The sequence below is a fragment of the Ureibacillus galli genome, assembly GCF_014836845.1.
Classification (GTDB): Bacteria; Bacillota; Bacilli; order Bacillales_A; family Planococcaceae; genus Ureibacillus; species Ureibacillus galli.
Window position 1 is genome coordinate 69917 of sequence record NZ_JACSQA010000004.1, and the last position, 15820, is coordinate 85736.

General features: G+C 35.6%; 19 protein-coding genes. 14 read left to right on the forward strand and 5 right to left on the reverse strand.

The genetic code is table 11. The features are described from left to right. Position 1: 1 nt before the first annotated feature. A complete protein-coding gene (locus H9636_RS04805; RefSeq protein WP_191706490.1) occupies positions 2 to 1000 on the reverse strand; it encodes a FecCD family ABC transporter permease in 999 nt (332 codons plus the stop codon). 151 nt (positions 1001 to 1151) lie between these two features. Between H9636_RS04805 and H9636_RS04810 the strand changes: the two genes are divergently transcribed. The 11 genes from H9636_RS04810 (at position 1152) to H9636_RS04860 (ending at position 10199) form a co-directional block, all read left to right on the forward strand. Further along, complete coding sequence (locus H9636_RS04810; protein WP_191706491.1) at positions 1152 to 2132, forward strand: ABC transporter substrate-binding protein; 981 nt, start codon at positions 1152 to 1154, stop codon at positions 2130 to 2132. 130 nt (positions 2133 to 2262) lie between these two features. Next, entirely contained in the window at positions 2263 to 3036 is a 774-nt protein-coding gene (locus H9636_RS04815) for a Cof-type HAD-IIB family hydrolase (protein ID WP_191706492.1), read from the forward strand. Positions 3037 to 3179: 143 nt separating this feature from the next. Then, entirely contained in the window at positions 3180 to 3344 is a 165-nt protein-coding gene (locus H9636_RS04820) for a DUF5320 domain-containing protein (protein WP_191706493.1), read from the forward strand. A gap of 82 nt (positions 3345 to 3426) precedes the next feature. Then, positions 3427 to 3789, forward strand: coding sequence for a YunG family protein (locus tag H9636_RS04825; protein ID WP_191706494.1), 363 nt, complete (start codon positions 3427 to 3429; stop codon positions 3787 to 3789). Between the two features lie 103 nt (positions 3790 to 3892). After that, a complete protein-coding gene (locus H9636_RS04830; protein WP_191706495.1) occupies positions 3893 to 4657 on the forward strand; it encodes a GNAT family N-acetyltransferase in 765 nt (254 codons plus the stop codon). A gap of 148 nt (positions 4658 to 4805) precedes the next feature. Further along, positions 4806 to 5267 carry a GNAT family N-acetyltransferase gene (locus H9636_RS04835; protein WP_191706496.1) on the forward strand — a complete coding sequence of 154 codons (462 nt, stop codon included), beginning with the start codon at positions 4806 to 4808 and terminating at the stop codon, positions 5265 to 5267. A gap of 266 nt (positions 5268 to 5533) precedes the next feature. Continuing rightward, positions 5534 to 7252, forward strand: coding sequence for a methyl-accepting chemotaxis protein (locus tag H9636_RS04840; protein ID WP_191706497.1), 1719 nt, complete (start codon positions 5534 to 5536; stop codon positions 7250 to 7252). A gap of 204 nt (positions 7253 to 7456) precedes the next feature. After that, positions 7457 to 7834 carry a GntR family transcriptional regulator gene (locus H9636_RS04845; RefSeq protein ID WP_191706498.1) on the forward strand — a complete coding sequence of 126 codons (378 nt, stop codon included), beginning with the start codon at positions 7457 to 7459 and terminating at the stop codon, positions 7832 to 7834. After that, positions 7831 to 8703 carry an ATP-binding cassette domain-containing protein gene (locus tag H9636_RS04850; protein ID WP_191706499.1) on the forward strand — a complete coding sequence of 291 codons (873 nt, stop codon included), beginning with the start codon at positions 7831 to 7833 and terminating at the stop codon, positions 8701 to 8703. The genes H9636_RS04845 and H9636_RS04850 overlap by 4 nt, the downstream gene beginning before the upstream one ends. Position 8704: 1 nt before the next feature. After that, a complete protein-coding gene (locus H9636_RS04855; RefSeq protein ID WP_191706500.1) occupies positions 8705 to 9508 on the forward strand; it encodes a hypothetical protein in 804 nt (267 codons plus the stop codon). 259 nt (positions 9509 to 9767) lie between these two features. Next, complete coding sequence (locus H9636_RS04860) at positions 9768 to 10199, forward strand: DUF4362 domain-containing protein (protein ID WP_191706501.1); 432 nt, start codon at positions 9768 to 9770, stop codon at positions 10197 to 10199. 109 nt (positions 10200 to 10308) lie between these two features. Here the strand turns inward: H9636_RS04860 and H9636_RS18980 are convergent, their stop codons facing one another. Continuing rightward, positions 10309 to 10512: a hypothetical protein gene (locus H9636_RS18980; RefSeq protein ID WP_225230079.1), complete on the reverse strand. Its 204-nt coding sequence runs from the start codon at positions 10510 to 10512 to the stop codon at positions 10309 to 10311. Positions 10513 to 10659: 147 nt separating this feature from the next. Between H9636_RS18980 and H9636_RS04870 the strand changes: the two genes are divergently transcribed. Next, positions 10660 to 11082, forward strand: a complete 423-nt coding sequence (locus H9636_RS04870; protein WP_191706502.1) for a VOC family protein — start codon at positions 10660 to 10662, stop codon at positions 11080 to 11082. 79 nt (positions 11083 to 11161) lie between these two features. Here the strand turns inward: H9636_RS04870 and H9636_RS04875 are convergent, their stop codons facing one another. Next, positions 11162 to 12313, reverse strand: a complete 1152-nt coding sequence (locus tag H9636_RS04875; RefSeq protein ID WP_191706503.1) for a YhgE/Pip domain-containing protein — start codon at positions 12311 to 12313, stop codon at positions 11162 to 11164. Positions 12314 to 12468: 155 nt separating this feature from the next. Here H9636_RS04875 and H9636_RS04880 point away from each other — a divergent pair, with 155 nt between their 5' ends. Beyond that, positions 12469 to 13092 carry a TetR/AcrR family transcriptional regulator gene (locus H9636_RS04880; RefSeq protein ID WP_191706504.1) on the forward strand — a complete coding sequence of 208 codons (624 nt, stop codon included), beginning with the start codon at positions 12469 to 12471 and terminating at the stop codon, positions 13090 to 13092. A 54-nt stretch (positions 13093 to 13146) separates the two neighbouring features. Here H9636_RS04880 and H9636_RS04885 read toward each other — a convergent pair whose 3' ends face one another. Further along, a complete protein-coding gene (locus H9636_RS04885) occupies positions 13147 to 13719 on the reverse strand; it encodes a GNAT family N-acetyltransferase (RefSeq protein ID WP_191706505.1) in 573 nt (190 codons plus the stop codon). Between the two features lie 92 nt (positions 13720 to 13811). On the opposite strand from H9636_RS04885, the gene pdxR reads away from it, so the two are divergent. Next, entirely contained in the window at positions 13812 to 15173 is a 1362-nt protein-coding gene (pdxR, locus tag H9636_RS04890; protein ID WP_191706506.1) for a MocR-like pyridoxine biosynthesis transcription factor PdxR, read from the forward strand. 43 nt (positions 15174 to 15216) lie between these two features. Here pdxR and H9636_RS04895 read toward each other — a convergent pair whose 3' ends face one another. Continuing rightward, positions 15217 to 15771: a TetR/AcrR family transcriptional regulator gene (locus tag H9636_RS04895; protein WP_191706507.1), complete on the reverse strand. Its 555-nt coding sequence runs from the start codon at positions 15769 to 15771 to the stop codon at positions 15217 to 15219. Between the last annotated feature and the right edge of the window lie 49 nt (positions 15772 to 15820).

Here is a 15820-nt window from a genome sequence, read left to right on the forward strand (position 1 = left end):
GTTACTTTCCACCTTTTCTTGCAATGTAAATAAAGAATGGTATACCGACGAGTGCCGTCATAATACCAACGGGTACTTCTTCCGGCATCAGTACATATCGTGCACCGATATCCGCTATCACAAGGAAAATTCCTCCGACGATTGCGCAGTAAGGGATAATCCAACGATAATCATTTCCTACAACCGTTCTTACAATATGTGGTACGACAATACCGATAAATCCGATGGGACCAGCAATCGCAACAGAACCACCAGCAAGTAAAATAATCGCTATTCCCGTTACTAACTTTACAAATCCTGTCCGTTGTCCTAATCCTTTCGCCACATCATCGCCCATCGTTAAAATATTTATTTTCGTCGCTATCGTTAAAGCAATTACAACCCCAATGACAATATAGGGGAGTACAGATAGTAAAATGTCCAGTTTTCTTCCTTGGACAGAGCCAGACATCCAAAATAACATTTGGTCTAAAGCGGATTCATCCATGACAAGCAGCCCTTGAGTTAACGAACCGAAGAGCGCTGCAATGGCTGCCCCCGAAAGCGTCATTTTAATAGGTGTCATGCCATCCCGACCAACGGAGCCTAAAAAGTACACTAAAAGCCCTGCAATCATTGCGCCTAAAAAAGCAATCCAAGTTGTTGCTTGTAAAGAAGAGATAGAAAATAACATGAGTGCAACGACAATAAAAAAGCTCGCACCCGCGTTAAATCCTAAAATGTCTGGAGAAGCTAGAGGGTTTCTTGTTAAAGCTTGTAATAATGCGCCCGCTATCGCCAAACTTGCTCCTACAACTGTCCCGATCAAAGCCCGTGGCAATCGAACATCTTGAATAATAATGTGTTCATTAGAACCATCAAATTGGGTAAAGGCGTCAATTACTGTATGTATCGTTAAATCCGTATAACCAAGAACAAGGCTTAGAAAATTTACGATTAGAAGTAAAATAACTCCTAATACTAATCCAGCTACTTTTCCATTTTTGCTATGAAGTTGCATATCGTTTTCTCCCTATGTATCTATTTATAATTTGAGAAATGGTCGAAAAAATAATAGTGATTATCATTTTCAATTTCATATTGACAGAGATTATTTTATCCAATATGATTCAGAATGTAAATGAAAATCATTCTCAAAAGGGGATAGAAAAATGATAAACTTTTTTAAGCATAGTAAACTTTTACTTTTTACTGCTTTACTATTTGTTGTCGTACTAAGTGGGTGCGGAAACAAGGCAGAAACTTCGAAGGAAGAGAGTACATCTGATAAAGCATCAAGTACAGAAAGTTATACAGTTGAACACGCAATGGAGTCAACGGAAATAAAGAAAACACCTGAACGTGTGGTTATTTTAACAAACGAAGGAACAGAGGCTTTATTAGCTTTAGGCGTGAAACCAGTAGGAGCTGTAGAGTCTTGGACTGGCGATCCTTGGTATGACCATATTAAAGCGGATATGGAAGGGGTCACGAGTGTTGGTACGGAAGGTGAACCAAGTTTAGAAACGATTGCATCATTAAAGCCAGATTTAATTATCGGGAACAAAATGCGTCATGAGAAAATTTATGAACAGTTAAAATCGATTGCCCCAACAGTATTTGCTGAAGATCTTCGTGGAGATTGGAAGAAAAACTTTGAGCTTTACGCTAAAGCGGTAAATAAAGAAGAAGAAGGAAAAAAAGTAATTGGCGATTTTGATAACCGTATTGCGGACTTAAAAAGCAAGTTAGGTGACCAATTACAAAAAGAAATATCGATTGTACGCTTTATGGCAGGGGATGTTCGAATCTATCATAAAGATACATTCTCTGGTGTGATATTAGATCAATTAGGATTTGCCCGTCCAGAATCACAAAATGTGGATGATTTTGCGGAAAAAAATGTAACAAAAGAACGTATACCTGCAATGGATGGAGATATAATTTTCTACTTCTCTTATGAAACAGGTGATGGTGAAGCTTCTAAACTAGAAGAAGAATGGGTGAATGATCCTTTATTTAAAAACTTAAGTGCCGTTAAAGAAGGGAACATTCATAAAGTAAGTGATGAAATTTGGAATACTGCTGGTGGCGTCAGGGCTGCTAACTTAATGTTAGACGATATCGAAAAATTTTTCCTTGAAGGCAAATAAACCTTAAAATCAAGTAAGGTATTTAGAACAAGTTCGTTCTAAATACCTTTTTGTTTTCTCAAATAACAAGGATAATTTATGTTGAAGTCGAATCCTTAACATTTAGGTCATATTAGTTTAGGAGAATCATATGGATTATAAAATAATATTTTTTGATGTGGACGGGACATTGACTAACAATGAAGATGGCAGTATTCACCCGACTACGAAGAAAGCGATTGAATCTTTAATAAGAAAAGGAATCAAGATTGTCGTTGCAACCGGTAGGCCGTTATCGATGTGTAAGGAATTAGAGGAACTGGGAATCGAAACGTTTATCACAGCGAATGGCGGATATGTGAAACATAAACAAGAAGTGATACATAAAGTACCAATGGATAAAACGGTCATACAAGAAGTAGTGGAATTTGCGAAAATCGAAAAGAATGGTTTGTCCTTCTATACGGAAGGATTTTATATGAATGGTGTCATGGAAAATAAAATATTCACCGCATTGCAAGAAACGTTGTCTTTAAATGATTACCCTGCAACAATGAATGGGTTGACAGATCAAGAAGTATTTCTAATGTGTCTGTTTGCAAATGATGAAACGGTTGAAAAGTATAAAAATCATTTTCCCCATCTGACTTTTAAAAGGTGGCATCCATACGTATTAAACGTTCTGCAGGAGGATGTATCAAAATCGTTAGCGATGAAGAAAACATTAGCATACTTTGGAATAAATCCATCGGAAGCAATTGCCTTTGGGGATGGTGAAAATGATATCGATATGTTGGAGTTTGTAGGACTTGGTATTGCAATGGGAAATGGAAGTGAACAATTAAAACGGGTTGCCAATTTTGTGACAAAACAATCGAAAGATGGCGGGATAGATTATGCTTTAAAAAAGTTTGGGATCATTTAGGAACTACTATTCTTTTAAATTCGTTCTTTTATTAATAGTGATTTACATAGTGGGTAAATTAAAAGGGAGTAAAGATGAAGTTTTCATAACTGAATTTTCCCTATTCGTGATATGGTTAAGATTATATAGAGGGGTGACATGTATTGGAAATGTACATTATGACTTTTTTTGGGCTTGTCCTTTTGTTTCTCATCGTCACATACGGAGTTCAAATGGGTATTGATAGCTCGAAGCAAGTGAAAGCATTAAAGATGGAATTGAAAAATATAAAAAAACAAATAAAAGAGTTAGAGGAAAAGCAAAAATAGATTGAGAAATAAAAAGTATTATTCCGCTAGAATGGAGCAGAATTCGTTTTTATAAATGCGAAAAGTAAAAGGAGCTTTTTTCATGGAAAGTCATATAATCGACCAAACAGAACGCATCAAGAAGGCATTGCGAAAATCGTGGTCTTTACAATCTAGTTCAAAATGGAGCGCGGATAATCCTGCAAAGGGCCAATGTGGAGTAACGGCATTAGTTGTACACGACATTTTAGGTGGGGAAATCAGAAAGACGAAACTACCAGATGGATGGCACTTTTATAATGTAATTAGCGGGGAACGTTTTGATTTTACAGCTTCACAATTTGAAGAAGACATCGTTTATACGGATGTTCTCTCGAACCGAGAGGAAGCCTATGCTGATACGAACGAATCACAGTACAGCTATTTAAAACAAACAGTATTCATGAACTTAAAGAATGAATCATAACCTAGGTGCTTTGCTTGAAACAGCAAGGCATTTTTTGTTCTCTTGTAATGAAAGGAAAAATGAAACAGTTAGAAGAAATAGTTATAAAGAGGAGGGAGATTAAATGGCTAATATTCAAATGATTGAGGTCAATACTGAAATGCTAGAAGGTATAGGAAGCTATTGTCTTAGAAGTAAGAAAAAATCACAAGGATACATAAATAAAAATAAATGGCTAAACAAACGATTTGAAGAAGGTTTGAAGTATATTCAATTACTAAAAAACAATAAACAAGTAGGGTTTATTGAATATACGGATGCAGAATTTTCTTCTCGAGTCGTTCACGCTGATGATTATTTAGTTATTCATTGTCTTTGGGTAAGTGAAACAGGTAAAGGTCACGGGGCTAAACTTATTAACAAATGCATTCAAGATGCAAAGAGTCGTTTGAAAAAAGGTGTCATAGTTGTAACAAACTCGGAAACTTCTTGGACACCAAGTAAAGAGATTTTTTTGAAAAACAACTTTAAGTTGATAGATACAGCACCTTATCAATTTGAGTTGCTCGTCTATCGGTTTGAAAATAACACTTCTTTACCTACCTTTCCTACTAATTGGGAGAATCGCATACAACGATTTCAAGACCTTACAATACTCCGTTCTTTTCAATGTCCATATGTAGAAGTAGCAACAGAAAATCTAATTACCGCTGCAAATGAACTAGGATTGGATGTAAACGTAATTGATTTGAAAAATAGAGGTGAGTTAATGGAGTTATCCCCAACGCCATATGGTATTTTTTCCGTTGTCTTTAAGGGAACTCTTATTTCCTTTCATCGATTGACGATTCATTCGGTAATGAAGCGGTTAAAAGAGCTTATGGATTAAATTCATCTCATATACACTGGGACATTTGTATGGAACTTTATTTCTTATGGAAAACGAAACTGTGATGAGCATATATCAAAGGATGTATGCTCTTTTTTGTTGAAAGGATTAGTAGAGTAACAATTCTACAAAACGGGGAGGAAATGTGATGAATATTAGACTCGCAGAAACAAAAGACATTGATCAACTAATCAAAATGAGATGGAATTTTACGATTGAGCACGATGAAAGTAAAAAGAATGCATCTTTCGAGGATTTCGAAAAGGAGTGTCATGCTTTTTTAGAAGATGCCATTCAAAATGATAGATGGTTCATTTGGGTTGCTGAGGAAAATGGAAAAGTGGCTTCCCATATATACATAGAGGTAATTCAAAAAGTACCAAGACCAGGTAGAGTAACCCGTCCATTTGCGTATATGACAAATGTTTATACCGTTCCAGAGTATCGAAATAAGGGGATAGGAAGTACATTACTTCGTTCAATTAATAAATGGGTGAAAGAAAATGAGTATGAATTTGTTATTGTTTGGCCAAGTTATGAAGCGATTCATTATTATGAGAAAAATGGTTACGTTCAATGTAAAGAGCCGATGGAGTTCTTCCCAAAATAAGATGGATTTGCTTTTGGAAATAAGAAGAGGGAGAAAATTAAAAAGTACATGAAGGTTTGTGAATAGAATCAATGATTCTAGTTATTTATACCTAAAATAATACCTAAAAATGGTCCTTTTTTATATTGAATCCAACGTTTATAATAGGTTAAACGAAGTGGTTTAGATAAGAAAAAGTACCTATTTTTTAAGTCTTTCCACTCCTTATCATTCACAACTCTGTCAGCGTTATCAGAGAAATAGAAAAAGAAAGTTGAGGGTTCATTTTGAAGTGGTTTAAAGACTTAAAAACAGCTACTAAATTGATTAGTACATTCATTATCATGAGTGTCGTTTTAGGTGCGGTAGGAATTTACAGTTTGATCAATTTAAGTAGCATGGATGAGAAAATAGGTTTTATGTATAACGAGCGGGTTATACCAATCAGCGATTTAGGTAGAGCAGAGACAGATTTCCAACGACTGCGAGTACTCATTCGCGACATGATGTTTACATCAACGACGCAAGAGAGAAAAGACGAAATCAATGAACAAGGTGTTCAAGCTATTGAAGAAATAGAAAGTAAGTTAGAGAAGTACAGTAATACCATTATTACCCCGGAAGAGCAGGCAATTCTTGACGAAATTTATCCTGCATTCGACGATTATTTATCCATTTATGATACAGCGTTAGAGTTTGCTTATGCTGGTGATGTTGAAAGTTATTTAGAAAAAGCACCTGAGTTTGCGGAAGCAGGAGATAAAGTACAAGGATATCTTAAAGATCTTATTGATTTAAATATTCATTTAGCTGATACAACAAATATGGAGTCGAAAGAACTGTATAATTCTGCTACCATCATTACGTTTATTGTGCTAATTCTTTCAGTCCTATTCGCAATTGGTTTAGGCATTGTTATAGCAAGACTAATTTCGAAACCTTTAAAAGATGTCTCCGATTTAGTTGCAGATGTTTCACAAGGGGACTTGACGAAAACAATCTCTATTAATACGAAGGATGAAGTAGGTGACTTAGCTCGTTCCATTAATAACATGGTTATAAGCCTGCGTTCAACAGTAGAAGAAATTCTTTTATCAGCCGAAAATGTATCAGCATCTGCTCAAGAAATTTCGGCAACAACAGAAGAAGTTGCAAGCAGTGCGACAACTCAAGCAAATGACGCCCAAAAAATTACCGAATTATTTAAGGAGATTGCTAAAGGTGCTGACAGTCAAGCATACGATGCTCAAACAATAAAAGAACTGTTCGGAGAATTGAATAAAGCGATTGATTTGGTTGCGAATAATGCGAATGAAACAGCTACTTTAAGCGATCATTTATCGAAAGTAGCGTTCGATGGAACAAAAGTTGTGGAGGCATCGATTATAGGCATGGAGGATATTAGCCATCAAATGACATTGCTTGAAAAAGAGGCAAATCATATTGGCGATATTATTCAGGTGATTGATGATATTGCAAGCCAAACAAACTTGTTAGCCTTAAATGCAGCAATTGAAGCGGCTCGAGCAGGCGAGCACGGAAAAGGGTTTGCGGTTGTAGCTGAAGAAGTTCGTAAACTAGCAGAACAGTCTAGCGGTGCGACGAAAGAAATTACCACAATTATTAAAGGGATTCAAAACAACACGACTCAAAGTGTGCACGCTGTAGTTGAGGGAGTCAAATCAACAAAACGTACTGGACAAGCCTTTAATGAAATTACAGAGATGATGGCTAAAGCAAACGAAAAGACAATAGAGATTGCTTCAGCAAGTGTTCAACAATCTACACAATCTAACCATGTTATGAAGGCGATTGAGAGTATAGCATCAGCAAGTGCTCAACAATCTTCACAATCAGCGAGTGTTATGCAAGCGGTAGAGAGTATTGCGGCGACAAGTGAAGAAGCCGCTGCAGCAAGTGAACAAACAGCAGCAACATCCCAGTCATTAGCTAACTTAGCTGAAAAATTAAATGAATCTGTCTCCATCTTTAAAATTCATAAATAGAAAAGGTTAATTATCAACCTATTAAACGAAATCGATAAAATGCTAAGGAAACAGAAAATTTCCTTAGCATTTTTTATTGACAGAAAAGTGGTATACTGATATGGTTATACACATAAGTATATAACCATAAAACTTAAGGTGTCCATAAAAGGGTTTGAAATGATATTAAAATGTCGGAATTTAAAATGAAAAGTGGTGATAAGATTGGGCAGTTTATTAGATCAAGATAAACCAATTTATGTACAAATACGTGAAAAAATTGAAGATCAAATCGTGGACGAACAACTGAAAGAAGGAGAGCAAGCACCTTCTACAAACCAGCTTGTAAGTTTTTATAAGATCAATCATGCAACGGTATCGAAAGGGGTTAATCAACTAGTGGAAGAAGGCATTTTATTTAAAAAGAGAGGAATCGGCATGTTCGTAGCAGAAGGTGCAAGAGAAAAACTCATTCAAAAAAGAAAAGATGCTTTTTTAGATAATTTTGTTGTAGGTCTCGTTCAAGAAGCAAATAAGTTAGGCATCAGCGATCAGGAACTATTTGATTTAATTAAAAAATGTAAAGGAAGTGATGGGGAATGACCATGCAAATTGATGTGAAAAATCTTTCTCTCCAATTTGGCAACCATTATGCGTTAAAAGATGTTAGCTTTCAGTTAAGTGACAATAAAATATACGGATTAATCGGTAGAAATGGTGCAGGTAAAACATCGCTATTATCCTTACTAGCATCCTTTCGTGAACCGACGAATGGCACGTTAAAAATAAATGGGGAAATTCCTTTTGAAAATGCGAAAATCATGCAACAAGTGAATTTCATCTTTAATAAAGACAATCAAGATGAAACAGAGAAATTGGAACGAGTATTGGGAGATGTTCAGCGCTATCGACCAAATTTTGATATGGAATATGCCAATTACTTAGTGAAGAAATTCAACTTACCTATTGATAAGCCGATTCGTAAGCTTTCTAAGGGAATGCAATCTGCTGTCAATGCCGTAATCGGTTTAGCTAGTCGTACACCGATTACGATTTTTGATGAAGTTTATAACGGGATGGATGCTCCAACTAGAGAAGTCTTTTACCAAGAGTTGTTGGAAGACCAATCTGAGCATCCCCGTATCATCATCCTTTCGACACACCTTGTATCTGAAATGGATTATTTATTTGACGAAGTTTTGATTTTAAATAAAGGGCAACTTGTACTCCATGAAGATTATGAAACGGTTGTGACAAAAGGGGCTTCCATTACAGGGGCAAGTGAAGCTGTTGATGCCTTTACGCAATCGATGAACATATTAAATACGAAACAATTAGGGAATACAAAATCCGTTATGGTTTATGGGGAATTAAGAGATGTAGATCGCAAGCTCGCCCATCAAAATGGTTTGGAAGTTGGACCGATCTCACTACAAGACCTATTTATTCATTTAACAGAGGGGGAAGAATAAGATGCCACGAATTTATCCTAAAGTAGCAAAGGATATGTTTTTAGTCCAAGGATCGTGGGCATTTGGCTTTATGGAGGTCATGCTCATTATTCAATTCGTGAAAATCATGTCATCGATATTGAGTGATGTTAAAATCGTATCTTCACTATTTAAAGAGAGTGGTGGCGTAAATACGTATTTCGATTCATTATTCATTGCTTCTAATATTTTTATGCTTGTCATTGGGATTATTTCCGCGGTGAGCGTACTATCCCATTATGTGAGCAATGGTGTTACAAGAAAAGATTATTTCAAGGGGACATTAATTGGCACGTTAGGCCTTGCGATTACGATTCCAGTTGCTGGTGCGATTATTTCCGCAGTAATAACTTTCATCGTGAACCTTTTGAACATTCCGGTAAATATGAATCCACTAGATGGATCGATGAACGAGACGGAAGGGCACCTTATTGCAGACTTAATTTTATCCATCATTTTCACACCGTATGAAGATCCTAGCTCTAGTTGGCTATTAGCTATCTTCATTTTCGCAATAAATATTTTCACTTATTATGTAGCGGGTTGGTTAATTGGCGCGGCCTTTAGTCGATTCGGTATATTCGGTATCGTATCAATTGTGCTAGCCTTTGTTTTAATTTATATTGAGGATATTTTAATATCCATTAGCTTAGGTTTACCAGTTCCAAGTTTTATAACAATAACAGAATTACCCCTCGCTTTTTCTGTAATCGGAACTTTCGTGTTAATTGCCATTTACTGTTGGTTAATTCGTCTAATGACGAAAAAAATAATTGTGAAATATTAGTTTAGTAGAGTTAATCCGGGAGGGTTAGCTCTTTTTTATTAGTCCTTATTTATCCAGCGGTTATGTAATGTTATTGAGGGGAGGAGTACTAAATTTAATTTACATCTGATTATTTTTTTCTGCTCTTTCAAGTATTTCAAAAAGGTCTTTTACATTGTGCTCTCCTTGGATTTCATATTTTTTATCAAAGTTATGTGAAGTTACATGCTATGAAACTTTTTTCGAATATTAACAACAAATTGTAAAAGGAGGGGTAAATATGAAGATGAGAAATAGTTTATTTGCTTTATTAAGTTTGATTTTTATATCAGGTTGTCAAAGTCCACAAAATAATACAGATGATATACCTAAATTGATTTCTTCTCCAGATGATGTAGTAAATAAGCCTAATGGAATACAAAATATCGAGCGCTTTGAACAATTTCTTAGCAACATAAAAAAAGGGAAAGCAGATGAAGTTCGAATCGTTCATTATACAATAGAAGGAGATCCCATTTTGCATGTTCTAGAGTATGATGGAGACATTATTAATTCAACCTACGATACTCGGAGAGATAAGTATGGTCAAGGAAGCGTTAGCCATACAACATGTAGTTCCATTGAGGAAGTACAAACAGGAGAAGATACAGAATATATTTTGGAAGGCTGCGGCAATTCAGAGGAAACCCATATATTCACCGTAGCGAAATAGTTAGAATGGATTTTCCCCCTTAATAAACGGAATAAAAACAATATAACTGGACCCGATAAAAAGAAGCCAAAACATAGTGGATGACAGTCGTTGTTTAAACATACTTTTCTTAGAAACAAATACTCCTGCTAATCGTATATAGGACAAATAAAAGATAAGAAACACCGAACCAATTTACCCATACGTTTCCTATAAATTCAATACCAAATCGTTTATAAATCGGTTTCAAAATATAAATAGTAAAAAGCAAGCCAACTGCTAGTAATGTAATAATTTCAGTTAATCTCCAAATAGCTTCTTTTATTAGTTTCAATGTCATCACGCTCCTAAGCTTAATTATATAGGAATTTTTTAACAATTATAAAGTACTTTTCTAAATTATCGCTTCCCAAAATTTGAAGTGTATGGTAATATAAACGCGAACGTATGTTCTTTTGAAAATGGAAAAGGGGTGCTTTTGATGATTTTAGGTGTTCATGCATATTTAAAAATGAATGGGAACGGAAAAGAAGCAGTGAAATTTTATGAGGAAGTATTGGAAGCGGAAGTATTAAGCATTCAAACTTATGGGGAATTACCTGAAAACCCTGAATTTACACTTCCTGAAGAAGGGAAAAATCGTATAGTCCACGCAAATTTAAGAATCGGGAATACATTCTTGATGTTATCGGACATTTTCCCAGGTGAATCTTATGAAATGGGATCTCAAGTAGATGTTGCCATCCTTTTAAATGATGTAGAAAAATCAAAAGAAGTGTTTGGTAAACTTGCGAAAGAGGGTAAAACGGTTATGCCGATTCAAGAAACATTTTGGAGTCCTTCATACGGACAAGTAAAAGATAAATATGGCATCACATGGCAAATTTCAACGATTGTAGAGTAGTTCGTTTTAGTCGAATATAACTGCAGCCCCAATGCCAGTAGGGATGCAATTCCTTTTAAATTAATTGATGATAAAACTTTTATATTTCTTCTTGAACTTCTTCAACAACGTTTTTCTTTAAGACCCACGATTTAGTTAAGTGAACAATGGCGCTCACAATGGCTACCCAAATTAAAATGGTTGTAGCGCTGTTCCAAATTTCCCCATTAAAGAAAAGAATGTCACGTAATCCATCAAACATAAAACGCATCGGTAACCATGGGTAAATCCAATCTTTATAAAATTCCGGAAGCATTTCTGGAGCTAATTGGAGCAAAGGTAGGCCAAAGAACATAAGCAGAACAAATAAAGCAACGCCCCCTAAGCCAATCCAAGAAATAACAGCAGATATTAAAAGAATAAAGCTAATACACGTAATGGATAAAAACAATGCAACAGTTAAAAAACTATCATACTCAAAATCTAACATAAACGTTGTGTACCAAGTTAAAGCAAAGCCTACTACGAATCCTAGAGCAATGGCGACAAGTACTTGAATCCCTTTGAATTTGAATTGATCGTTAACCGATTTGAACATGTTTTTTCTACCCGCGAATGCCAACATAACGGCACTTGCAATACTTGCAATCCATAGTGGTTGAAATAATGATAATGGTGCATTCCCTAATTTCCCCGTTTCGTTTAGCATAGTCGTATTATTACTAATAGGGGCTGTGTAAATACGAGCCTGCTCAACATTAAGTGAAACATTATTTTGCTCCATCGTTGTAAGGAGTTGAGTACTCATCATTTCGTTCATTTGTGCAACTATACCGGATAATGTTTGGCTAACGACATTTGCTACATTCATATTCTTCCCTTGGTTTACATAAAGTTGTAATTTCGGCGAAGTCGGTGTTGCTGTTTGTAAAGACATATAGTTCTCAGTGAAATCGGAAGGAATGACGATTGCACCATAGAAATTTTGCTCTGCCATTTCTTCTTTCATTTGCTGTTCATTCTCCAGAACATCAAATTTCATCATCGGTTCATCATTCGTTTTCATAGCTTTCCCATTTTCTTGAATGGTATCGATCAGTGTTTGCCCCATTTGCCCGGCATCTTCATTAACAAGCGCTATTGGTAGATTTTTGATTGATTGATGGGCAGCGGGAATTTGAGTCGAAATAAAAACAAAGGATAAAACGAGTACAGCTATAAAGGCTAATCCAAAATATTTTTTGCCTTCCATTTTCATACCTCCAATCAAAATTCAACATCGTGTTCATTTAAAAGCAGTTTTATTATATGATTTAAAATAATAAGAATCGATAAGCAAAAATGATCGATGTGTTGAAAATTCATCACTTTTGATGAAAATGTCCAGTGAAAATAGGGTGATGGAAATTGGAAAAGAAGAAATATGAACGAAAAACGATGCAAACAAAGAAGGAAATTAAAGATGCATTTATTTCGTTAATAGAAGAAAAGGGATTTAATGCGGTCACCGTAAGGGATATCGCCACACGTGCCAAAATTAATCGAGGAACGTTTTATCTTCATTATTTAGATAAATTTGATTTACTAGAGAAGTGTGAACAGGAGATATTTCAAAAGATTGAAGGGATTGCGAGGGAGTTGAATTCGTCTAATATGAAGGAGTTATTTTCATCAGGAAGGCCGCTACCTTTTATAGTCAACTTATTTCACTATTTCCAAAAGGATGCTTCTTTCTTAAAGGTGATCTTAAGTCCAAAGGGAGATCCATTATTTGAAGAAAAATTAAGAAACACCATTATAGACAATATGTTTCGAAATATCTCCAATATACCGAATATGTCAAACCTTAACATTCCGTTAGAGGTAATGACACAATTCATTTCTTCAGCTCATTTAGGGGTTATACGATATTGGTTAAATACAGATATGAAGCAAACCCCAGAAGAGATCTCCTCGATGTTAGTTCAAATGATATTAAAAGGACCTTTGGAAGCGAGTGGGCTAATCAAGATTATAATGGAGCAAAAATGAAGTTTTTAGAGAAGACAAGCCTACTCTTTAATGGTTGAGTAGGCTTGCTAATGGTTATTTTAACAATTGCAGTTCAAATCTTTCTTTTATACTTTTCCACTCTTCTTGAATAATGCTGTACATGACCGTATGGCGAATCGTTGCTTCTTTACGAATCATATGATTGCGTAAAATACCTTCTTTTACAGCTCCTAACCGTTCAATCGCTTTTTGGGAACGAACATTTTCGTGTCCTGTTTTAATTTGAATACGTTGCATGCCCAATTGTTCGAAGCCGTATTGTAGTAATAAATATTTACAGTTTGTGTTGATGTTTGTTCGCCACACGTTCGGATTTAGCCAGGTAGAACCTATTTCTAAACGCTTATGTTGAAAAGAAATGTCCATATAAGACGTTGCGCCGACAATTTGTTGAGAGCTTTGGTCGATAATGACGAATACATAATCGGTTTCGGCCTCCCGTTTTTTCAAGCCGTCTTCCACGTATTGGATGACACTTTCTTTACTAAATAATTCCACCGACATATGCTCCCAAATACGGGGGTCTGATGCGGCAGAAAGAATCCCGTCCATATGTGAAGGATTAATAGGTTCTAGTTTGACGATGTCATTTTGTAATATTTCCATTTTTCATCACTCCTTGTATTTATTAAATACTAGCTTTGATATGATAGAAATAACCAAAAAACGTTTATTAAACAATACCAAGGAGCGTCAAAATGGAACTGCAAATTATCTTTTCAACCGATGAACCGAAATATATGGCCATTTATAAGCAAGTTAAAAAACAAGTCTTAACGAACGTCATCCATGCCCACGAACAGTTGCCACCAAAACGACTGTTGGCAACTCAACTAAATGTCAGTATACAAACAGTTCAAACGGCTTATGAACAACTTATTAGTGAGGGCTTTATTTATACAATTGAACGGAATGGTTATTATGTCTCGGAAGTGGAATTTCCTTATTCCTTTGAAGATTCCTTTGAGCCTATAGTAGAAATTGAAGAGAATGAAAATCCGACGATTAGTTTTCGGAACGGCCAAGTGGATGCTGACTATTTTCCATTTTCCGTATGGATGAAGTATGTGAAAGAATATATTCATGCCGATATCATGCCAAATGCAAAATGGCAAGGGGAAGCGATTTTACGAAATCAAATTGCGCGGTACATACGAAAGGCAAAGGGCATTCACTGTCAGCCTAAGCAAATTTTTATTTTTAACGGTACCCAACAACAATTAAAAGTGCTAAGTCAATTTTTAAAACCAACTGCTGTCGGAATTGAAAATCCTGGTTTCCATCGAGTTTACTATACGTGGAAACAGTCCCGGCTTGAACCAACCCTTGTCCCGGTAGATGAACAAGGTTGTACGGTCCCGACTGTTCCGCTAGATTTGCTTTATACAACACCTGCTCATCAATTTCCAAAAGGAACAATCATGTCCATCACAAGAAAGGGAGAATTGTTACAGTGGGCCGCTGCTCATCAAAGTTATATTATTGAAGATGACTATGATGCAGAATTTCGTTATAAAGGAAATCCGATTCCACCATTAGCCCAATTAGATTATGAAGAACGGGTCATTTATTTCGGTTCCTTTTCTAAAACAACGATTCCTTCCATACGGATGAGTTATATGATTTTACCTATGCATTTAGTAGATTCCTTCGAACAGTTTATGCAATTTGAAAAGTCAATGATATCTCGATTAGATCAAGTAGTGCTGGCGCATTTTATGAAAGATGGGCATTTTGAAAAGCATATCGCGAAAATGCGAAAACTTTACAGTGAGAAACGACAACATTTAATCGATGAAATTAAAACCCGATTAGGCGATGAGTTTATAATTACAGGTGATGATGCGGGGTTACATATTGTTTTACACTTACCCGATTATTTAACGGAGCAACAAGCTTTACAAAAGGCAAATTTAGTAGGGGTAACCGTTGATGCCTATTCCCAATTTGATCAAGCAGGGGAAAGTTCGAACAAAGTTGTCATAGGGTACGGGGCTTTATCATTGGAAGAAATCTCGCAAGGAATTACGGCGATTGCAAAAGTTTGGAAATCAAAATAGGTGAAAAAATCTCATCTGTATGAAGCAGGTGAGATTTTTCATGTTATTCTTTCGTTGGTCTTTGAAATAAGTACATTTGTCGGGCAATATATTCTGAACTAAAATGAATCCCATCCTTTAACCACCACATAATGATTCCTGTCATTGAGGCTACTTTAATATCAATGTCGACATATTCTTTTATTACTGCTTTTTCGGCATTTTCTCTCCTCGTTGCTACTAATTTTTTCAATAAATGAAATAGTTCATTTTCAAACTTTCGCATCTCAAACAATACCCCGATGAATTTTCGATGATCATATAAAAAATCTAATAAAATAACGAATTGTTCATGATTCGATAGGTCCTTCATATGAATTAAATCATCCACTTTATTCGACAGTTCGTCGATAATTTCATCGGTGATTTGTTTTAATAAATCGTTTATATCTTGGTAATGTAAATAGAACGTTGTGCGATTCAGTTCAGCACGATTTGAAATTTTTTGAACCGTTAAATCGGCGATGGATGGGTTTTCGGCTAAAAGGGAGAAAACCGCATGTTTGAACATTTTTTTCGACCGGATGGAACGGGGATCTTCCTTTTTTGTCATCAACATTTCGTCCTCCTTTTATCTATTTTTTTCAACTTCCTCAACAACAGTTATA